At 64.4% G+C, this 20,638-nt stretch carries 18 protein-coding genes; 5 read left to right on the top strand and 13 right to left on the bottom strand.

The genetic code is table 11. The annotated features are described in order from the left end of the window. The first annotated feature begins 25 nt into the window (after positions 1–25). Positions 26–334 (top strand): helix-turn-helix domain-containing protein, encoded by a 309-nt coding sequence (locus MMF98_RS22365; protein ID WP_243309553.1) that lies wholly within the window; start codon positions 26–28, stop codon positions 332–334. Between the two features lie 75 nt (positions 335–409). Here MMF98_RS22365 and MMF98_RS22360 read toward each other — a convergent pair whose 3' ends face one another. Next, positions 410–1,789, bottom strand: coding sequence for a hypothetical protein (locus MMF98_RS22360; RefSeq protein WP_243309552.1), 1,380 nt, complete (start codon positions 1,787–1,789; stop codon positions 410–412). Positions 1,790–1,944: 155 nt separating this feature from the next. On the opposite strand from MMF98_RS22360, the gene MMF98_RS22355 reads away from it, so the two are divergent. Further along, complete coding sequence (locus tag MMF98_RS22355) at positions 1,945–2,781, top strand: pirin family protein (RefSeq protein ID WP_243309551.1); 837 nt, start codon at positions 1,945–1,947, stop codon at positions 2,779–2,781. A 190-nt stretch (positions 2,782–2,971) separates the two neighbouring features. Here the strand turns inward: MMF98_RS22355 and MMF98_RS22350 are convergent, their stop codons facing one another. The 5 genes from MMF98_RS22350 to MMF98_RS22330 all read right to left on the bottom strand — a co-directional run bounded on the left by MMF98_RS22350 (position 2,972) and on the right by MMF98_RS22330 (position 8,454). Further along, a complete protein-coding gene (locus tag MMF98_RS22350; RefSeq protein WP_243309550.1) occupies positions 2,972–3,286 on the bottom strand; it encodes a DUF736 domain-containing protein in 315 nt (104 codons plus the stop codon). 809 nt (positions 3,287–4,095) lie between these two features. Then, entirely contained in the window at positions 4,096–4,914 is an 819-nt protein-coding gene (locus MMF98_RS22345; RefSeq protein WP_243309549.1) for a hypothetical protein, read from the bottom strand. Between the two features lie 237 nt (positions 4,915–5,151). After that, positions 5,152–5,361 carry a hypothetical protein gene (locus MMF98_RS22340; protein WP_243309548.1) on the bottom strand — a complete coding sequence of 70 codons (210 nt, stop codon included), beginning with the start codon at positions 5,359–5,361 and terminating at the stop codon, positions 5,152–5,154. A gap of 117 nt (positions 5,362–5,478) precedes the next feature. Then, positions 5,479–7,551: a ParB/RepB/Spo0J family partition protein gene (locus MMF98_RS22335; protein WP_243309547.1), complete on the bottom strand. Its 2,073-nt coding sequence runs from the start codon at positions 7,549–7,551 to the stop codon at positions 5,479–5,481. A gap of 78 nt (positions 7,552–7,629) precedes the next feature. Continuing rightward, positions 7,630–8,454: a DUF932 domain-containing protein gene (locus MMF98_RS22330; protein WP_243309546.1), complete on the bottom strand. Its 825-nt coding sequence runs from the start codon at positions 8,452–8,454 to the stop codon at positions 7,630–7,632. 309 nt (positions 8,455–8,763) lie between these two features. Between MMF98_RS22330 and MMF98_RS22325 the strand changes: the two genes are divergently transcribed. Further along, the gene (locus tag MMF98_RS22325; RefSeq protein ID WP_243309545.1) at positions 8,764–11,307 is read left to right on the top strand and encodes an ATP-binding protein; all 2,544 of its coding nucleotides are present in this window, start codon (positions 8,764–8,766) and stop codon (positions 11,305–11,307) included. Between the two features lie 68 nt (positions 11,308–11,375). Here the strand turns inward: MMF98_RS22325 and radC are convergent, their stop codons facing one another. The 3 genes from radC to MMF98_RS22310 all read right to left on the bottom strand — a co-directional run bounded on the left by radC (position 11,376) and on the right by MMF98_RS22310 (position 14,570). Then, entirely contained in the window at positions 11,376–11,882 is a 507-nt protein-coding gene (gene radC, locus MMF98_RS22320) for a RadC family protein (protein ID WP_243309544.1), read from the bottom strand. Positions 11,883–12,207: 325 nt separating this feature from the next. Further along, on the bottom strand, positions 12,208–13,368 hold the full coding sequence (locus MMF98_RS22315; RefSeq protein WP_243309543.1) for a PDDEXK nuclease domain-containing protein: 1,161 nt from the start codon (positions 13,366–13,368) through the stop codon (positions 12,208–12,210). Beyond that, complete coding sequence (locus tag MMF98_RS22310) at positions 13,365–14,570, bottom strand: tyrosine-type recombinase/integrase (RefSeq protein WP_243309542.1); 1,206 nt, start codon at positions 14,568–14,570, stop codon at positions 13,365–13,367. The genes MMF98_RS22315 and MMF98_RS22310 overlap by 4 nt, the downstream gene beginning before the upstream one ends. Positions 14,571–14,822: 252 nt before the next feature. On the opposite strand from MMF98_RS22310, the gene MMF98_RS22305 reads away from it, so the two are divergent. After that, entirely contained in the window at positions 14,823–16,301 is a 1,479-nt protein-coding gene (locus MMF98_RS22305; protein ID WP_243309541.1) for an MFS transporter, read from the top strand. 4 nt (positions 16,302–16,305) lie between these two features. Then, a complete protein-coding gene (locus MMF98_RS22300; protein WP_243309540.1) occupies positions 16,306–17,070 on the top strand; it encodes a class II glutamine amidotransferase in 765 nt (254 codons plus the stop codon). Positions 17,071–17,109: 39 nt separating this feature from the next. On the opposite strand, the gene MMF98_RS22295 is transcribed toward MMF98_RS22300, so the two are convergent. From MMF98_RS22295 to MMF98_RS22280, 4 genes are read right to left on the bottom strand one after another with little or no spacing between them, the layout of a single operon-like run. Next, a complete protein-coding gene (locus MMF98_RS22295) occupies positions 17,110–17,556 on the bottom strand; it encodes a MaoC family dehydratase (protein WP_243309539.1) in 447 nt (148 codons plus the stop codon). 58 nt (positions 17,557–17,614) lie between these two features. Beyond that, positions 17,615–18,781, bottom strand: a complete 1,167-nt coding sequence (locus tag MMF98_RS22290) for a dihydrodipicolinate synthase family protein (RefSeq protein ID WP_243309538.1) — start codon at positions 18,779–18,781, stop codon at positions 17,615–17,617. A gap of 39 nt (positions 18,782–18,820) precedes the next feature. Further along, the gene (locus tag MMF98_RS22285; RefSeq protein WP_243309537.1) at positions 18,821–19,594 is read right to left on the bottom strand and encodes an enoyl-CoA hydratase/isomerase family protein; all 774 of its coding nucleotides are present in this window, start codon (positions 19,592–19,594) and stop codon (positions 18,821–18,823) included. Positions 19,595–19,614: 20 nt separating this feature from the next. Continuing rightward, positions 19,615–20,574 carry a Bug family tripartite tricarboxylate transporter substrate binding protein gene (locus MMF98_RS22280; protein WP_243309536.1) on the bottom strand — a complete coding sequence of 320 codons (960 nt, stop codon included), beginning with the start codon at positions 20,572–20,574 and terminating at the stop codon, positions 19,615–19,617. Positions 20,575–20,638: the final 64 nt, after the last annotated feature.

The following is a 20,638-nucleotide window of genomic DNA, read 5'->3' as shown; positions in this document are numbered from 1 at the left end:
CTTGGTTTTTGAAGGGAAACCATAGGTGGCGGCTGGGAACTCATTGGCGAAGGCGTTGAAGACCGTTAGAAAGGCGCGTGGCTTGAGCCAGGAAGCCTTCTCTGACGTGTCCAGCCGCACCTATATGAGCACCCTTGAACGCGACCTCAAAAGCCCGACCTTGAACAAGCTGGCCGAGCTGTGCGCGGTGATGGAGATCCATCCGCTCACGCTGCTGACGCTGGCCTACGCGGGCGACAGCCCGCACAAGGCCAACGAACTGCTGGCGCAGGTGCGCCAGGAACTGGAACTCATCGCGCAAAGCGCTGTAGAAAACCCTCAGAAGAAGCGTTGAACAGGGCTTTTATAGGCGAACTTTCCACTTGTGTTTGTAGAGGCGGCATTGACGGGTAACGCGGCCCAATGACGGTCATGCGTCCACGAAACCCGTTTGATCGGTGATTTCGCCGTCGCTTTGTTGCAGGGCCTTGCCGGCCTTGGCAGATGCCCGCACGTTGGTCAGCGGCGTCGAACCCTTGTCGGCGACCAGCACGGCATTGGAGCCTTCGCCGTTCGCCAACACCTTGCCCTTGATGTCCAGCGCGAGCACCTTGCCGCCTTCGACGGCATAGGTATTGACCTTGGCACCATGCGTCACGAGGTCGCCGCCGACGATGAGCTTATCGACCACGCCGCCGGGCTTCACGCTGAACGCCTCCGCGGGCAGTTGCATGATCACGCCCTTGACCAACGTGTTGCCGACCGAGCCGTGGGTCGTGACACCTTCATCCACCGTGATCGTGCCCACCGGCTTGCTGACCTGGATGCCGATGGAGCCGTCGCCAAAGGTCTCGATCGACTTGAAGCGGATGTTGCGCACGGTGCCGTCGTACTGGTTGAAGCCACGCGCGCCCAAGCCATAAGTGGTGATGGCAGCCTCTGCCAGAAAATCGCCCACGGTGCCGAAGTTCACGAAGCCGATGCCGCTCGGCCCATACGAGGTGACCGGCGCGTGCGCGATCCACTCATCCACCGTGCCCCAGGTGTCCAGCACCATGTCGTTGACCCCGTAGGTGACCATCTCGCCGAAATGCTCGACGCGCTTGGCGTGGATGCCGTACACGACGAACACGCCACCCGTGATCATGTCGGCGGTGCCGTAGGGCAGCATGCCGGTGGAGTGGACTGCGCCGGTGGTGAGGATGTCGAGTTCCACCTGCCCACCCACATCGCCGAAGCCGCTGGCGAAGACGCCCGAGCCCAGCACCGGCGCGTGCGGCGCGCCCACCGAGACGTTCTTCAGGCTGGCGCGCATCAGCGAATCCGCGTCGCCGTTGAAGTTGTAGACCGTCAAGGCGCCCTGGTACACGTTGACGCCGTACTTCTGCGGCTGCTCGCTGTAGCGGCGGGCGTCGCAGGCCGCGACGTGCAGCCCGTCCACCGAGACGTTCAGCTTCTTCGTGCCCGAGCGGATGATGATCGAGACCTGACCCGTCACCACGAGGTCGGAAAGCGTGATCGTGCCCATGTCAGCCAAGCCCGCCTGGGTGTAGATCGCGCGGGCGCTGGCCGGCGCGATGACCGTGAGGTTGGAGACGCGGTTGTTGGCGGTCAGGCCGATGCCGTCGCCATTGCCGAAGCTGAGGATGCAGCGGCTCTTGTCCGCCCCCGTCAGCGAGCATCCGGGCGGCAGCGTGATCGAATGGGGGCAGGCCACCGAGGTCTGCAACTCCAGGGGGCCAGGCTCCGGTGCGGCAAGCGCTGACATCAGTTCCACCAGGGAGGTGATGGGCCGGCTGGGCTTGTTCATGTCTTTTCCTTCAGGTATCAGAATACTCGTCGCTGGACGACTATGCGCCGACCCGACGGCCCTGCATAGGCACGTCATCGAGCGTGGATGACGACCGGCATCCCGGCTTCGTTTCGGGATATTCTCATGGACAAGCTTTATTCAGGGGTATTCATATGAGCCAGCGGCCAATCGAAACGGCATTGCCCGAGGATCGCGTCATCGACGATGGCGACATGCTGCTGCGTCGCGCGCTGCCCGTGGAGCGGCGGCCTTCGCTCGGCCCCTTCGTGTTCCTGGATCACTATCGCCACCACAGTCAGCGCGGCATCGGCGACAAGCCGCACCCGCATGCCGGCATCGAGGTGATCAGCTACCTGCTCGATGGCGGCGTGGAGCACCGCGACAGCGCGGGCTTCCGCGACCGTCTCGGCCCCGGCGACGCGCAGTGGATTCGTGCCGGGCGCGGCATGCTGCATGCGGAACAGCCGATCGGCGGGCGCCATGGCCTGCAACTGTGGACCAGCCTGCCGCCGGCCATGAAGTTCGCCGAGCCGGACTACGCCTCGTTCCGCGCCGCCGACATCCCGGAGATCCGCCTGCCGGGCGCCAGCGTCCGCGTCATCGCGGGCACGGTGGACGGCGTGACCGGGCCGATGAAGAACGCCACGCCGACGGTGTTCGCGCACGCCCTGCTGGACCCCGGTGCCCGGATCGCGCTGGACGTGCAGGCCGAAGAACTGGGCTGCTACGTGCTAGAGGGCGCTATCGAAGGGCCGGACGGCGAAGCGCTGGGGCCGGGCACGCTGGCGCTGTTCGGGCCAGGCACGCAGGCCGTCGTGCAGGCCGCGGAGGGGCAGTCGGCCAGCGTCGCCGTGCTCGGCGGCGCTCCGGTCGAGGGCGAACTCATTTTCGACGGCCCCTTCGTGATGGACACGCCGGAACGCATCGTGCAGGCGAAACGCGATTTCCTCGGCGGCAAGATGGGGCGACTGGACGGCGTACCGTATTGAACGGCTCTACAGCCATCTGGCCTACGCGGGCAATAGCCCGCGCAAGGCCTCCAGCTGCTGGCGCAGGTGCGCCAGCAGCTGGAGGCGATGTTGAAGGAACGCAACGCGGCGAAGCCGCGCGCGTGACGCGGTGATGTGCTGCGAACAGCAGCACAGCGCCCCGCCGCAGTGGGCGGGGCGTTGGGGGCCGTCAGGCCGCCTGGGGCTTGCTGCGCGACCAGATCAGGTCGTGCGAGCCGTCCTCGCCTTCGATCAGGCGGGCGTAGACCGTGGCCGGGAACGAAGGATCGTCAAGGGTCACGGAGATGTACTCCCGCCCGGCTTCGCTGGTCTTCTTCCACGCCGCGCCGATGTCGTGGCTGGCGGCCTGCAGGCGGAAGTCAGGGGCCTTCTCGTTGTCACCCTTGTCGTTGGGCACCAGCTTGACCTTGACATTGAGCGTCAAGGTGCGGAGCGTGCCGGTGAAGCCGTCTTTGTCTGCGGTGAAGGTGCCGATGTTGGCCATGATGGATCTCCTTTTGGTGGAACAAGGTTCGCGCCCATCGCGTCCTTGTTGTGATCCGGCCGGCGGGGGACGGGCTGGCTGCACCGCTTGCGGGCGCAACGCAGTGGAGAGCCGGGAGGCGAAGACAATTTGGCCCGCGAGGAATCTGCGCAGCAGAGGGGAAATTGTTTTCGCCGGACGGTTGCAGCCATGAAGCCCGAGGCGCAGCCGCGCCACCGCCAGGATTCACAACAACACAAGGACGCCTTGGGCCGAACCGCTCCGAAAGGAGACAGGGCCGACTCGGCATCCCCGCACGAAGGCTGCACCGGCTCGCTCCCGGACACGGGCCAGGTCAACACCCCAACGACGGGCGAGAACGCCCCTGCCGCACCTTGCGACGCCAGTCTTGAGGCGTGGCGTGGAAGCTCCATAGCGATGCCGGGCGGGATGTCCGTGAACCGTCCTTCGTGACGTGATGGGCGAGAACCGTCAGCGTTGAGGACGGCACGCATTCGCACAACCTGCCGCAGCAAGCCCCGGCGTACCCGTCCCAGCCCTGCCCACTGCGGCAGGGCGCTGGCCGGGCCGATCCGGCATCGCCGGTTCGGAGGCATCGAGGGGCGCCAAGCTGTGCGCGGCGGGGATAGCCTGCAGGGCTTTCCCCTGGAGGCAAGCGAAGCGCGCAGCGCCGCAGGCGCGAAGGCGTGAGTGGATTGAAGCCGAATGGCCGTGACGGCGAAGTCGGCACGGGGCACAGCCCGAAAGCCCGGCGGCGCATTGCGCCGACACGCCCAAGGTATTCAACCGAACAGTGCAGACGGAAAGCGCTATGCCTTGCTGGCCTTCCACTTGGCAAACCAATGCGTGGCCGAACGAAGCGAAATCCTCATCAGGTAAGCCGCAGCCAACGGGGTTGCATGGGCTTCAAAGAGCTGGAAAACGCAATCCGCTCCACGCTTGCTCAGGGCACCGTTTTCCTTGATGTTCCTCGGGTGGCCGGGCTGGGCCGATTCCATGACCGACTCCGGGATGGCCTTCATGATGCGGTTCGTTTCCGCAATCACCTTGTTGGCCTTCACGATGCCCTGGTTGACCCGCTTCTTCAGCCGCTCGATCTCCGCAACGTAGGTCTTCTCCGCCGCTTCAAAGGCCAGGAAGTCGAGCGACGCCATCATCATGAACTTCTTCATCATGCCTTTGCTCACCTTCTGCCGCAGCGCTTTGGCTCGTTTGGCGGCCGTGTAGTCATACAAAGGCATCGGCTTGAAGGTCTTGGAGTCTCGCTGTCTGGTCAGATCAGAATAGGCGCCCACATCCACGGTCAGGTCATGGATCGTGTGCCCAATGATGTTGCGGTAGTCCACCAATTCCTTGAGTTCATCGCTCTCCGCCTGGTCAATGACCCCTTCGGAAACCAGCACGGCGCGGGCCAGCTCCAGCTTCTTGCCTTCCCTGGTCTTGGGTTTGCCATCACTCAGCCGATTCAGCCCATGCAGTTTGTCGGTCGCCTCGATGGAACCCATGATGAAGCGCCGCAAATCTTCCATGTAGAAAAGGATCAGCACCATCTCAAAGGCTCGGATTTTGAGAATGTCGGCTTCCCATGCGGTAGGAGCCTTGCCATGCGGACGATGTTCTTTGCTCATTAGATATTGCCCCCAATATCACTTCACTTTAATTGCTCTCGTCATTCATGGGGGCAATGAAAGAAGGCATCGCGCGGTATTGCGATGCCTTCAACGCCGCCGCCTGAGCACAAGCGAAGGCGGCGGCGTGGTGTTCCGGCTGTTCGCCTTCGACACCGGGCGCGGCCACCGCCGCGCCCGGATTTTTGAGTTCACCGCGCCAAGGGCGGAACGGCCTGGGCGCGGTGCTGATCGTGGTTATTCCTTCGTCTCGATGATCCACCACGCGGCACGCGGCAAGGCGCGGCCCGTGATGGGGTGAATTTCGGTGAGGTCGGCGCGGGCCGTCCAGCCCGATGGCGGACGGTAGCCGCGCACATCGTCTGCGCCGTGCCAGCGGCGCGCGCGTACCGTGCCGGGGGCGTAGATCGCCGCCATGCGCGGGCGGTTGGTGGTGGTGCGGGTCATGGGGGCTTCTCCTTGGAGCGAAGCGCCCCGGTCGAGGTGAACTGACCCCAAGAAGTTGGATGGCTATCCAACTTCTTGGGGTCAGTTCAGGGCCGGGGCGCTTGCCTTCGGCACGGGTCAAGCGGCCAGTGCCTCGGCGGGTTCATCCGCCATTGCTTCGGCATCCTCCGGGGCGTCCTGCTCCGCGCCTGCCTCCTGCGCGCTTTCCTGCACTGCCTGCTGCGGGCCTTCCGCCTTGAAGATGGCGGGCATCCAGCCCGTGCCATCGGCCAGCCGCTCCGCTTCGCTGGCAATGTCGGCCTTCTTGAGCTTCGCCAGCCGGGTGACGGATTCCGGTGCAAACGCGCCCACGGCATCCAGAATCACGGCCTTGGAAACGTGCTTGAAGTAGCCTTCTGCGGTCGGCTTCCACCATGCGGCCATGTCGAGGCCCACGGCCTGCGCCAGTTCTTCGCCGGGCTGGTGCGGCGTGGCGCGAGGCGTCACCACGTCCACCGTGGAAGCCACGCACACGGCGAGCAGTCGCACCAACTCGTCTTGCGACTTCGCCAGCAGCGCGGCGAACAGTTCGGCGCTGTCCTCCGGCAAGGCTTCGCCCGCCACCTGTTGCAGTTCGCGCAGCGCCACGGCGGCAGGCGATTCCGGCCAGTCCGGGGCCATGCCTTCCAGCCGGTCTTGCAGTTTCAGGCCCACGCCCAGCGGCAGAGAATCACGGCTGAGGCCGTAGCGGCTTTCCTGCAAGACGGTCTGCACCATGCCATGCACCAGCGCGGCCAGCGCAACATGCGGATGCCGGGCGACTTCGATTTGCAGCGCCGCCGTGCGGTGGGCGCTCAACCGCTGCGCCAGCCGGTCGGACAGGCTCGCGGCCTTGGGCGCGTCGTCGGCGTCCTCGTGCTCGTCGTTGGCGGCTTCGCCTTCGGCACTGCCGAAACCGCGCCGCAGCTTTTCCAGCGTGCGCAGCGCCTTGGCCTCGGCTTCGCGCAGCAGGCCGCGATGAATGACGGCCTCGCCGTTGCGGTCAATGGTGACGATGGCACCGGCCACCTCGCGCACCTCGGGGGCATAGCCTTGTAAGGCGTCCTCCGCGTCTTGCAGTTCCCCGACTACCTGATCGCGCCGCTGTTCCAGCTTCTCGGCCTTGGCCTCGTCCTCGGCGTCGCAGGCGTCTTCCAGTTCGGCGTCGATCTTTTCGAGGCGGGTTTCCAGCGAGGCGATGCGGCGGGCCTCGCGGGTGGTCGGCTCGCGGCGGTGGCGCGGGGCGTTCTGGAACGCCTGCCGTTCCTCGTAGGCCAGATGCGGCACGGCCTCCACCCATGCCCATCCCTCGGCGCGCACGTCCTCGGCCAGCGTTGCCAGCTTGTCGCGCACCAGCGTTTCCAGCACTGCGGTATCGGTGAGGTAGGTTCCGGCATCGCCTTCTGCGAACAGGTCGCGGCGGATGCCGCCGCCTGCCTGCCGGTAGGTGTCCAGCCCGACGAAGCGCACCAGCGCGTGCGTGGCGTCGATTTCGCGCTCGGTCAGGCGCTCGCGCAGCTTGGACGGGCTGCGCTGCCATTCCGGCGCACCATAGAACGCGGCCTCCTGCGCGGCGTGGTCGTCGGTGATGGTCAAGGCCATCAACTGTTCCAGCGTCACGCCACCGGCCCGGTAGTCGGCCATCAGGCGCGGCGAGACATTCGCCAGCTTCAAGCGGCGCTGCACCACCAGCGGGGACACGCCGAAGTCGGCGGCAATGTCTTCGACGGGCCGGCCTTCCTTGACCAGTGCGGCGAAGGCTGCGAACTGGTCGGCGGGGTGCATGTTCTCGCGCTGCACGTTCTCCGCAAGGCTGACGGTGCGGGCGGACGCATCGGCCACCAGCAGGCACGGCACTTCGTAGTCGGCGGGGATGCGCTTCTTCTTCGCCAGCAGCTTCAAGGCGGTCAGGCGGCGGTCGCCTGCCACCACCTCGTAAGCCTCGCCATCGGCGGAAAGGATGACGATCAGGTTTTGCAGCAGGCCGATGCGGGCAATGCTCGCGGCCAGTTCGGGGATGGACTGGCGCGGGGTCGTCCGCACGTTGCGCTTGGAACGGCGCGGGAGCAACTGCGAGAGGGGAACCAAGATCAGGTTCTTGGTCGGGTCGGCCACTTCCAGCGGTGCGGCGGCTTCGATGGCGACGGTTTCGGTTTTGAGTACGGCGTTCATGGTGATTTCTCCTAGCGGTTGGGATGCAGCAGCGAGAGAAGCGGCAAGGGCTGCTGCCTGCCCCTGCCGCGTGGGGATTCAGGCTTTCAACTGGCGCAGGCCATCGGCCAGCAGCCACAGGGCGCGGTTCAGGCGCACGCTTTGGTCGATGCCCTGCACGGGCCGGGTGGTCTGGCGGCGGCCATTCGCGGCGCGGGCGGACAGGCCGCCTTTGGTCAAGTTCTCCTGCGTGCGGTTGAACACGCTCCACAGGTCGCGGCGGTCGTCGTCATGGCGGCGCGGCATCAGGATTTGCGATTCCGTGATGGGCGCGGGCGTGGCCTCGTCGTACTTCAACGCCAGCGCAGCGCGGGCGAACACTTCCGATTCCCCGGCGTCGAGCGTGATGGCGCGCATGGCATCGCGGGATTCCTGCGCTCGGTCGAAGCCGTGCAGGACTTCGTAAGCGCCTTCGATCACCTGCGCCGCCACGTCGCCCTTGTGCGGCACGCGCACGTCGGCCACGGTGTCGCCGCAGACAAGGCCATTGCTGCAAACGAAGCGGAACATCCCGGCCAGCATCTGATAGCTGCTGGTGCCGTCATGGGAGTTCAGCAGGATGATTTCGTTGGCCTCGCGGCCGTTGATCTGGCTGGCGTGGCGCAGCCGGATCATGTGCTTGGTGTAGTCGCGGCGGTCGTCGTGGCGCACGCGGGTTTGCGTCACCATGAAAGGCTCAAAGCCTTCCCCGCGCAGTTCTTGCAGCACGGTCGCGGTGGGGATGTAGCTGTACCGCTCGGAGCGGCTTTCGTGCGGGGCTTCCGCGAAGATAGACGGGGCCACGGCGCGGATTTGGTCGTCGGACAAGGGACGTTCCGAACGCAGCACCGGGGAACGGGAAGCGAAGCGGGATGCGAGTTGCATGGTCTTTCTCCTGACAAGAAAAGGCTGTTGAAGAAAACCGCACACCGGATTCCTAGATTCGGAGCCCAGCCTTTCGGCTGTTCGGTGCGGTCGGCACGACGAACCCGGTTGGCCCTGTTGCCACCGTCTTTCCTGAGTTCATCGCCCGCGACGGTCAGGAGCGCGCGGACGGGTGCCGTCAAGGAGACAAGCGCAGGGTTGGTGCGGCCCGCAGGCGCAGCCGAGGACACGGCCCTGCGCGCCTTGACGGCACACGGCCGCGGGCTACAGTCGCGGACAAGGTGATGAAGTCAGGGAAGACGGCTGGACATGGCAACGGCCCTCCCTGTGTGCCGAACCGCACGGCAAGCGGAGCGCGCAGGCCCGAAGCTGGAAGCCGGGCCGAAGGCGTCAGTGATGCGGAAGGCTGGCGAAGCCAGTCGCGCCAAGGATGAGCGACTAGCGAACCTGGAGCAGCGCGATCCGCGAAGCGGAGACGCAATGGGACTCTTCGTTTACCATTTGTTTTGCAAGCAAATGTTGCCAAGGCAGAACAAGGAGGTCCCAAGAATGATCGTCTGCATTAACCGTCTCAAGCAGTTCGGTATCTTCAATGATTTCAATGGGACGAAGATCCAGAAGTTCGGCCGGTACAACCTGGTCTATGGCTGGAATGGAACAGGCAAGTCAACCCTATCGAATCTATTCTCTTGCTTTGAGCTTCGTTCGATGGTTCCTCGCTTCAGTGCGGGCCAGTTTTCAGTCGTTTTGGAGGACGGCTCAACGATTACGGAGGCGACTCTCCCTTCATCCCAACTGAATATTCACGTTTTTAATCAACGCTTCGTGCACGAGAATATTGATTGGGATAAGTCTGTAAAAAGCATCCTTCTCATTGCAAAAGAGAAGATTGATGAGTTGCAGAAGCTGGAGAAGCTAAAAGGCGAGCTTCAGTCGAAAAAGAAGGCTCACGACGATAAGCAAAGCGATATCAAAAAGCAGCGTGAGGCATTGGAGAAATTTCTGACCAATGCTGCCAAGAAAATGAAGCTAGGACTTCAGGCGATTGATACGAGCGACAGCTACTACTTGAATTACGACCGCCGTAAGCTCGCCAATTTCATTCAGAATAACGGCGAGGCTATTGTCAAGGTTGAGTCGGTTCTTCCAGATGAGAAGGTTATCGACCTTACGAATGCCGCCAAGCCAGATCAGCTTCCAAGCATCAATTTCTCCTCAACGGCCATTGAGCCGGATTACTTTAAGAAGGCGGCGGGCCGCATCAGAGACTTGATTGGGACTACAGCGGTCAATCAAGCTGTCCAGCGACTGACTGATAACCCGGATATCCGCGACTGGGTTCAAACCGGCTTGGAAATCCATAAAAACCATGACTCGCAATCCTGCGAGTTCTGCGGCTCTCCGCTCACCCAACTTCGTGCCGAGGCACTTGCTGCCCACTTCAGTAAAGAGTTCACAGAGTTCCAAAACCGGCTTCAGAACGCCGCAACTTGGATTGAGTCTCAAGGCGCTCCAGCCAATCAGTTGCCCGCAGCGGCCGAGTTCTATAAAGAACTATCTGCCGAGGCGGAGAAGCTCCAGAAGGAATACGCATCGGCTGCTGAGAAAATCGACCAGCAAATGGAAGGATGGCGGGAAGCGCTGAAAGCTAAAATTACAGACCCCGGAAAGACAGATATTCAGATCGCAGATGTGGTTGAAGACGATGTCACGAATTTCAATGAGATCCTGAAGTCGATTGCTGCGCTCGTCGGAAAGCACAACAATAAGACTTCAAACTTCAAATTCGAGACCTCAAAAAGCAAGGTGGCACTGGAGCTCCACTTTGCGGCGGCTGAGGTGCAAGAATTTGACTATGCGGGAAGTGAGAAGAAATGCAATGATCTTGAGTCAGAAGCAAAGACTGACTACAAGGAAATTGAAAAACTTGGTCAAGAGGTGGGAGCCATAGAGGCGCTGCTCTCAAATGAAACAGTTGGGGCGAAGGAGTTCAATGACATCTTGCATCGCTTCATCGGCCGATCTGAGCTTTGCCTGAGCTTTAATCAGAAGAAGAAAGGCTATGAGATCATCAGAAACGGTGTGGGTGAGCATGATGGGAATTTGAGCGAAGGTGAGAAGACCGCGATTGCATTTGTCTACTTCATCACAAAGCTCAAAGAAAACGGAAACAACATTAAGGACACAATTGTCGTCGTTGATGACCCGGTTTCAAGCTTTGATTCAAATCACTTGTTTCATGCCTATTCGTTCCTGAGAACTCAATGCGCTGAAGCCAAACAACTTTTTGTACTGACCCACAACTTCACGTACTTCAAGCTAGTGAGAGACTGGTTCACGGGAACCAATAGAAACCGAGTTGCCAAAGGCAAGGCCGAGAATTGCTTCTTTTATCGCTTGGATGCACCGCCTGGCTCCCCCCGCCACTCCCTACTTGTGGATGCCGACGACTCTCTGAAGAATTACGGTTCAGAGTACCACTATATTTTCAAGAAGCTCTATGAATACAGGGCGCATACGACTCTTAACCGGGACGAAGCATTCTTGACGGCGAACCTTGCGCGCAAGCTCGTTGAATCGTTCTTTACCTTCAAATATCCAAAGCGGAGAAGCGACATCAGTCAATTAATGGATGTTGGCCTGAAAGACTGCACCATCACGACGCCGGAACTAAAGGAGAAGATCTACCGTTTTATCAACAAATACTCGCACAGCGATGTAATTGAAATAACCGAGGAATCGGCAGAAAACTTGGCGGGCGAAAGTCATAGCGTTATCGGACACATCTTTCAGTGGCTAGAAGAAGTGGACAAGAAACATTACGACGAAATGATTCAGGTTGCGACTGCCTGAGCGCCAGGCCCGTGCGGGCCAGAATTTTGCCAACAGGCGCAGCAAAGAAGGGGCCGAAGCCCCTTGGGCTAGATCAGCCCACGCTCGGCGAATGATGCCGTTGCGTTGCCAGCGACGATGATGTGATCGAGCACGCGCACGTCCACCAGACCCAGCGATTCCCTGAGCCGTTGGGTCAGCGCCCGGTCAGCCGCGCTTGGCTCGGGGTTCCCGCTCGGATGGTTGTGCGAAACAATGACCGCCGCCGCGTTGAGCCGAAGCGCCTGCTTGACGACCTCACGCGGATGCACCTCGGCGGCGTCGATCGTGCCGTGGAACATCTCCACGTAGTCGATCAGCCGATGGCGGGTATCGAGGAACAACACCGCGAAGACTTCGTGCTCGAAGCCGGCCAGTTTGGCGCGCAGGTAGTCCTTCACCGCTTCCGGCGAAGTGAACGCCTCGCCACGCTGCATCTTCTGTTCGATGACCTGACGCGCGGCTTCCAGAATCTGGTCAGCGTCCGCCGGCCGATAGCGCCCACGGCCATCGCGCACCATCAGCGGGGTATCGAGAGAGAGAGTCAGTTGCGACATGATCGTTCTCCGGTTGCTCGGGCGGAATTGCCCGGAACCGGCGCCAGCACGGCGCAGCGCAAGCAGTCAGGGGTCGCAGACGGCCGCCAGGTCGCAAGCGCGCATGGCGCGCGCCGCCCTTGACGGCGAGAACGCCGTGATACGGTGAAGGGAACAGCAAGACCGCCCACACCCGCCCACTGCGCACAATCGGCTTTGGGGGCAAGCGGAGCGCGCAGGCCCGAGAGGGCCGGAGGCGTCAGGGGTCAAAGCCGAATGGCCGCGATTCGACACGAAGCGTGGGGCGCAGCCCGCGAACCCGACGGCTGCACACCGGGACGCCCGGCTATTGCGGGAGCTTCCTGGGCTGCTTCGCCGCACGCGACTCCAGCAGTCGCCGCGTGGTTTCCAGTTCTTTCTGCAACAGCTCGGCATCCGGCAGCACGGTGCGGTAGTTCGCCGCCATCACCTTCGTCGGCAAGCCCTCCAAGGCATACCGCGCCAGGGCATGGCCCTTGTCGGCGCAGAGGATCAAACCCACGGGCGGGTTTTCATCGGGATAGGCCCAATGCTCTTTGGCGTAGTTGCAATACATGTGCATCTGTCCCACGTCCGCATGGGTCAGGCTGCCCAACTTCAAGTCGATGATGACCAGGCAGCGCAGCCGCCGGTGGAAGAACAGCAGATCCACCCGATACCACGTCTGGTCGATGCGCAAGCGCCGCTGCCGCCCGACGAAGGTAAACCCTTCGCCCAGCTCCAGCAGAAAATCCTCCAGCCGCTGGATCAGGGCCGCTTCGAGGTCGGATTCCGAATACTCGTCCTTGAGGTTCAGGAACTCCAGCACATACGGGTCTTTGATCGCATCGTCCGGCCTGACGGCATCCTCCGGCCTGGGCGCAGCGCCCTTGACCAGCATCGCCGCCTTGTCCTTCGACAAGGCGGTGCGCTCGTAGAACTGGCTGCCGATCTGCCGATCAAGCTGGCGCACGCTCCAGCCGCCGCGCAACGCCTCGGCTTCGTAGAAGCGGCGGGCGTACTCGTCCTTGACCGACAGCAGCCGCACGTAGGCCGACCACGGCAGCGTGAACACCTGCGCCAGCTCGCCCAGGGCGAATTTCCGAGACACTGTCTCGGATTTCTCGGCGGGCAGCCCGTCCCCCGATTTCCGAGACAGTGCCTCGGAAATCACCGGCCGGGGATAGGCGGCGAAGAACCGCCGCATGTTCTCCAGGTTGTCCGGGCTGAACCCGCGCCCGAAGCGCGCGGTCAGGTCGGCGGACAGCCGGGCAATCAACTGTTCGCCGTACCCTGCGCGCCGCTTGCCCTGTTGCTCTGCCTCCACGATGCGGCGGCCAATCTCCCAATAGCTGGCCGTCATCAGTGCATTGACGCTGCGCGCCGCCGCCTGGCGGGCGGCATCGAGCAGTTCCACGATGCCGCCGTGGATGCCGGCGTAGCCGGCAGGCAAGGCAGCGCCTTTTGCCTTGGGCGTCCGGGCATTCATGCCGTGGCCTCCTGGGGCTGCTGCAGCCGCGCCCCGGTAATGGTCTGCCGCCGGGTCGCTACTAGCTCCGCCGCATCGCGCACGGGTTTGTCCTCGGTATGGACATAGTGCATGAACATCGCCACGGTCTTGTGCCCCGTCAGCTTCATGCCCACTTTGGTCGGCACACCCGAATTGGCAATGTCGGTGGTCGAGCGATGGCGGATACCATGCGTGCCGACGTGCGGGACGCCGGCGGCTTTGAGCACCCGGCACCAGCCGCCATAGTGCTCGCCAAAGGTCAGGTGCTTGGTCGAGTCGTTGGGCGATGGCAGGACATAGGGGCAGCCCTCCCGGCGCGGCGCCGTCGAAAGCAGCCGATAGGCTTCCTCGCTCATGGGCTTGGAAATGCCGCCGACCTTGCTGTCGGGCCACACCACGCGCCGGTTCTCGAAGTCCAGCCAGCTCCATTCGAGCGGGCAGATTTCGGAGCGCCGGGCAGCAAACTCGAATTGCAGCCGGATCGCCAGCGGGATGACGTAATTCTCCAGCCCTTCCGCCTCCAGCTTCTCCAGATGGCGGAAGATCCGCACCATTTCCTCGTCCACGATGAGCCGGGTTTCCCTGCCCGGCGGGTACATCGGGACGTGGCGGCACGGATTCGTGCCGTCCGGGCGGAAGCCCCACACTTCGGCCAGGTTGAACATCTTGCGCAGCACGCCGAAGGTCTTGTTCGCCTCGGTCGGCTTGTAGGCCAGCTTCTCCATCAGCCCGGCAATGTCGGGCCGCTTCACGTCATGCACCTTCTTGCGGCCCAGCAGCGGGATGATGTTGCGGTCGATGACGCCCTGATAGCCGTCCTGCGTGCTGGGCTTGTTGCGCTTCTTGGAGTAGCCCTCCATGAATTTCTTGCACAACTCGGCCATCGTGGGTGCCTTGCGCGCCTCGGCCTTGGCGCCGCCGGGGTCGCCACCCCGGCGAACCTCGGCCAGCCAGTCCTGTGCCTTAACTCGTGCCTGTTCGACGGTCAGCTCCCCGTACAGCCCCAGCGAGGGCTTGCGGGGCTGGCCGGAGTTCGTGCGGTACTGGAGCATGAACACCCGGCGGCCCGCCGGGGTAATCTTGCACAGGAAGCCGGGCACCACGGTATCCCGCAGTTCAACATCCTTGGCTTGGGGCTGGGCCGCCTCCACGGCGGTCTTGGTGAGCTTGATCTTTGCCATGATGACTCCTTGGAACGCCCCGGATTCCAAGAGCCAGATAGGAGCGGCGCGAGGGAAAACCGGGTCAAGTTTCAGAAAGCACCGGCATATGATGGACGCGCGTAAGTTATTGATAAACCTGCTGTATCGAGCTTCGGCGCAGTCCAGCGAACTACCGGGCTGGAGTCATCGTGAAACAAAAAAAGGCGGGCACAATGCATGGGTCGGGCCGCCTTGCCGGCGGCCCGCCGCCCGCTCCCACGTCCGCCCCGCATGTCCTCCCCCACCCCGTCGCTGAACACCCTGCGCGAGCGCTACGGCCCGCGCTACCGTTGGCTGCTGCTGCTCTCGGTCATGGTCGGCACCATGGCGTCCATCATGTCGTCCACCATCGTCAACGTGGCGATCCCCGACATGAGCCACCACTTCACCATCGGCCAGGAGCGCGCCCAGTGGGTCAGCTCGGGCTTCATGGTGGCGATGACGGTGTCCATGCTCACCACGCCCTGGCTGCTGGCGCGCTACGGCTACCGGCGCACCTATGTCGGCACCATGCTGCTGTTGCTGGCCGGCGGCATCGTGGGCGGGCTGTCCAACCAGTTCAGCCTGGTGCTGGTGGCGCGCGTGGCCGAGGGGCTGGCCGCGGGCGTGGTGCAGCCGATCCCGGCCATCATCATCCTGCGGGCCTTCGACTCGCACGAGCAGGGCCGCGCCAGCGGCATCTTCGGCATGGGCGTGGTGCTGGCGCCGGCCATCGGGCCCAGCATCGGCGGCGTGTTGGTGGACCTGTTCGGCTGGCGCTCGATCTTCTTCATGGTGGTGCCGTTCTGCCTGGCCTCGCTGTGGCTGGCCTACAAGTTCGTGCCGGTCACCGCGCCCGGCGGCGTGCCGGCCCGGCGCGACGGCGCGGCGCTGGACTGGCGCGGCCTGCTGCTGGGCACGGTGGGCACGCTGTGCCTGCTCAACGGGCTGGTGGCGCTGCGCGGCGGCACGGTGCTGGAGGCCGTGCTGCTGCTGTCGGGCGCGGCGGCGGCGCTGGTCGCCTTCATCGGGTGGCAACGGCGCCTGCAGCGCCACGGCGGCAGCCCGCTGATGAACCTCGCGCTGTTCGGCCACCGCCAGTTCGCCATGGGCAGCATGGTGGCCGTGATCTACGGCACGGCGCTGTTCGGCTCCACCTACCTGCTGCCGGTCTACATGCAGACGGCGCTCAAGCTCTCTGCCTCGCACGTGGGCACCATCCTGCTGCCCTCGGGCTTCGTGCTGGCCGCCGCCATCGCCATCGTCGGCCGGCTGGCCGACCGCCAGCCGACCTACCTGCTGGTGAGCATCGGGCTGGCCCTGCTGGCGGCCTCGTTCGCGCTGATGACCACGGTAGACCTGCACTCGGCGCTGTGGGTGCTGGTGGCCTGGGCCATCCTGGGGCGCATCGGGCTGGGCTTCATCCTGCCCTCGCTGAACCTCGGCTCGATGCGCGGGCTGCACAAGGACCTGATCCCGCAGGGCGCCAGCGCCATCAACTTCGTACGCATGCTGGGCGGCGCCGCGGGCGTGAGCCTGTGCGCCATCGTGCTCGAGTGGCGGCTGGCCGCGCATGGCGATTCGCTGGCCAACAGCGCCACCAGCCCCGAGCGGCTGGCCGCGTTCAACGAATCCTTTCTGATGCTTGCGGCCCTGTGCGCGCTGGCCCTGGTGGCCGCCTGGCAGCTGCGCGAGAACACGGGCCGCCGTCCCGTCCGGGTCAAGGAGTGAGACCATGTGCCAGCTGCTCGGCATGAACTGCAACACCCCCACCGACGTGATGTTCAGCTTCACGGGCTTCGCCGAGCGCGGCGGCCGCACCGACCACCACGCCGACGGCTGGGGCATCGCCTTCTTCGAGGGCAAGGGCCTGCGCCATTTCGTGGACCACCAGCCGGCCTTCGAATCGCCGGTGGCCGGGTTGATCCGCCGCTATCCGATCAAGAGCCGCAACGTCATCGCCCACATCCGCAAGGCCACGCAAGGCGAAGTGGCGCTGGAGAACTGCCACCCGTTCGTGCGCGAGCTGTGGGGCCGCTACTGGGTGTTCGCGCACAACGGCGACCTGAAGGATTTCCACCCGCGCCTGCACGCAGGCTTCCAGCCGGTCGGCACCACCGACAGCGAGCGCGCGTTCTGCTGGATCATGCAGGAGCTGGCCAAGTCGCACGCAGGCGTGCCCAGCGTGCAGGAACTCACGCTCACGCTGCGCGAGCTGAGCGCGCGCATTGCGCAGCACGGCACCTTCAACTTCCTGCTGTCCAACGGCCAGGCGCTGTGGGCGCATGCCTCGACCCATCTCTGCTACGTGGAGCGCCGCCACCCGTTCAACCAGGCCAAGCTGGCGGACGAGGACGTGAGCATCGACTTCGCTCAGCACACCACGCCGAACGACCGCGTGGCCGTGGTGGTGACCGCGCCGCTCACCACCAACGAGACCTGGACCACGTTCCAGCCCGGCGAGCTCAAGGTGTTCGTGGACGGCGCGCTGCAGGCCTGAACGACGGTGGGCTGAATCGCCCCGGATCGCCTGCCCGCTTCAGCCCGGACCTTCCGCACGCGCCAGCCACTTCAGCACATGCTCGGCCACCGCCACCACGGCGCCGTCCTGGTTGGTGACGGTGATCGCCGAGCGTGAACGCTGCCGGGCCGGATCGACCTCGACGATCCGGTACGCCACCTTGACCGTGTCGCCGATGAACACGGGCTGGAGAAAACGGATCCGGTCGTAGCCGAGCGAGACTGGCGTGCCGCCGCAGCCGCGCTCCAGCGCACGCGCCACGAGCAGGGTCGAGGCGGTCGACATGAAGCCCACCAGCAAGACCCCGTGGGCCACGCGCCGGCCGAATTGCGAGGTCTTCATGAAGGCCTCGTTGACATGGTTGGGCGCGAGATCGCCCGTGATGCCGGCAAAGAGATAGACATCCGACTCGCCCACCGTTTTCTCGAAGACGGCGGCGTCTCCCACCTCGACAAAGCGGTTCAAGGCCGGCCCCTTCCCGTGCCTGGTTGTGCAAGGCCTGGACGTTGATGGGAGCGGGCCATCAGTTCACGCCGCAAGCCACGCTGAGATACGAGGCCATGCGCCGGCGGGCCAAGTCCGGGTCGCTCAGCACGCCGCTCTGGTCGGCCAGCTCGAAGACCTTGGCATAGTGCGCCGCGCCGCGCGCCGACTGCGCACCGGCCACCATCGAGAAGTGCGATTGATGCCCATTGAGCCAGGCCAGAAAGACGACGCCGGCCTTGTAGTGGCGCGTGGGTGCGCGGAAGATCTCGCGCGACAGGGCCACCGTGGGGTCCAGGATCTCGCGGAACCGTTCCGCGCGGCCGGCGGCGAGCTCCCCCAGCGCGGCCGCGGCAACCGGGGCAATCGGGTCGAGGATGCCGAGCAGGCCGTGCGAGTAGCCCGACGCATCGCCGGCCATCAGCTCGGCGTAGTTGAAATCGTCGCCCGTGTACATCTTGACGCCGGCCGGCAGGCGCCGGCGCAGCTCCAGTTCCAACTTCGCGTCGAGCAGGGACACCTTGATGCCTTCCACATGCCGCGCGTTCTCGCGTATCAGCGCCGCCACGGTGTCGAGCGCGCCGGACAGGTCCGGGCTGCCCCAGTAGCCGCGCAGCGCGGGGTCGAACATCTCGCCCAGCCAGTGCAGGATGACGGGCTGCGACGTGTCGCGCAGCAGCCGGCCGTACAGCGCCAGGTAGTCGTCCGGGCCCCTGGCGCAGCGGGCCAGGGACCGGCTCGCCATCAGGATCGCGCGGCCGCCCTCGGCCTCCACGACGGCAAGCTGCTCGCGGTAGGCGGCCTCCACGTCGGCCAGGCCGGTGTGCTCGCTGACGATCAACTGGTCCGTGCCCACGCCGCAGGCGAGGTCAGCCCCGGGAATGCCGCGCGCATGGCGGATGCTGCGCTGGATCAGCTCGCGCGCCACCGGCCAATCGAGTCCCATGCCGCGCTGGGCCGTGTCCATGGCCTCCGCCACCTTGAAGCCCAGCGACCACAGATGCTCGCGAAAGGCCAGGGTGGCGTCCCAGTCCACGCACGGCGAGCTGTCCCAGGGGTCGCGGGTGGCCAGCGGGTCGATCACCACATGCGAGGCCGCGTAGGCAGTGCGGCTGAAGGCGGGCGCGCCGGCGGGCGGCCGGATCGGCTGCGCCTTCATGCGGTAGTCCAGGAGCGAGCCGTCTTGCTGGGGGAGTTGAATCTTCATGGGTTTCTCAAATTTCAGGGGCCTGTCGCCGGCGCGGACTCAGGCGTCCGTGAACACCGGCTTTCTCTTGTCCTTGAAGGCCTGCACGCCTTCCCGCCCGTCTTCCAGCGAGGCCGCAAAGCCGGCGGCCAGGGTCTCCGCCGGCAAGCCGCCATGGGGCGAATCCAGCAGCTGTTTGATCATGCGGACCGCAAAGGGCGCGTTGCGGACGATCTGGGCGGCCATCGTCCGGGCCTGCGCCAGCGCCGAATCCGAATGGACCCACTCCTGGATCAAGCCGATCCGCAGCGCCTCTGCCACGTCGATCATGGCGCCGGAGAACAGCAGCCGCTTGGCTTGCGGTACGCCCACCACCGTCGGCAGGCGCAGGGTGCCGCCCCAGCCGGGCACGGCGCCGACCGTCGTTTCGGGCATGCCGAACCGGGCGGCGTCGCCGGCGATGCGAATGTCGCAGGCCAGCGCCAGCTCCAGGCCACCGCCCAGGGCCAGTCCGTCGATGGCGGCAATCGTGGGCTGCGGCAGGCGCGCCAGCCGGTCGAGAACGCGATGGCCCAGGCGGGTCGACAGCCGCCACATGTCGACCGCCGGCAGCGCGCCCCACTCGGCGATGTCCGCGCCGGCGCAGAAGGCTTTCGGGTTGGTGGAATGCACCACCACTGCCCTTACCTCGCGCCGCTGCTCCAGCTCGCCGCAGGCGCGGTCCAGCGCCTCCAGTGTGGCCAGGGTCAGCACGTTGAGCTTGTCGGGCCGGCACAGGGACAGGAAGGCGATAGGCCCCTCCACCTCCAACTCGAGATGCTTCGTCGATGTCATGGCAGGCACTTCTTCACTGCTTACTTTGTCATTTGCAGCATCGGGACGATGCGCTTGTACTGCTCGTCGCCCTGCTTCAGGAACGCTGCGAACTGCTCGCGGTTCTCAAGAATGCGGCCGAGATTCTGGCGCTCCAGAATCTGCTGGTAGGCCGGGTCCGCATTGACCTTGGCCAGCACCTCGCCGAGCTTGGCAACGATCGCGTCGGGCGTGGCCTTGGGCACCACCAGCCCGCGCCAGGTGCTCATGACCAGGTCGATGTTGCGCTCGCGGAAGGTCGGCACATCCTCGAAGCCCTTGGCGCGCTCCTTGGACATGACGGCCAGCAGGCGCATCTTTCCGGCCTTGACGAAGCTGCTGACTTCGGCAGGGCTGATGACGGCCGCATCGACCTGGTCGCCCAGCAGGGCATTGATCATGGGGCCCGAGCCCAGGTAGGGGATGTGGTTGATCTTCAGGCCGGCCTTGTCCTCCAGCGCCGCGGCGCAGACATGGTTGATCGACCCCGCCCCGGAGTTGGCGACGTTGACCTTGCCCGGGTTGGCCTTCACGTGCTGGATGAAGGCTTCGATGGTCTTGAACGGGGAATTCACCTGGACCGCGACGGTGCACGGGTCTTCGTTGAAGCGGCCCACGGGCTTGAAGTCCTGGTAGGTCACCTTGCCGATGCCGAGGTAGGGCGTGATCAGCAGCTCGGGCGAAACCACGGTGATCTTGTAGCCGTCCGGCTTGGCACTGGCGCCTTCCGCGAAGCCGATGGTGCCGGCGGCGCCGGGCTTGTTGACCACGATCATGGGCTGCGGCATTTGCCGGCTTGCCGAATCCGCAATGCCGCGGGCCAGCGCATCGCTGCCGCCGCCGGCGGGGAAGGCGACCAGCAGTTCGATGGGTTTGTTCGGAAAGTCCTGCGCCGAGGCAAGCGATGCCGTGAAGACGAAGAAGGCGCTGGCAGCGAGGCGAACGAATGAGCTGGGTTTCATGGTGATGTCCTTGGATGGATTTGAACTGTGGGGTGGCGGTGGCGCAGAAATGCCGGGGGCTTCC

It is taken from the genome of Variovorax terrae (genome assembly GCF_022809125.1).
GTDB classification, from domain to species: Bacteria; Pseudomonadota; Gammaproteobacteria; order Burkholderiales; family Burkholderiaceae_C; genus Variovorax_A; species Variovorax_A terrae.
This window is presented reverse-complemented; position numbering and strand designations above follow the sequence as displayed.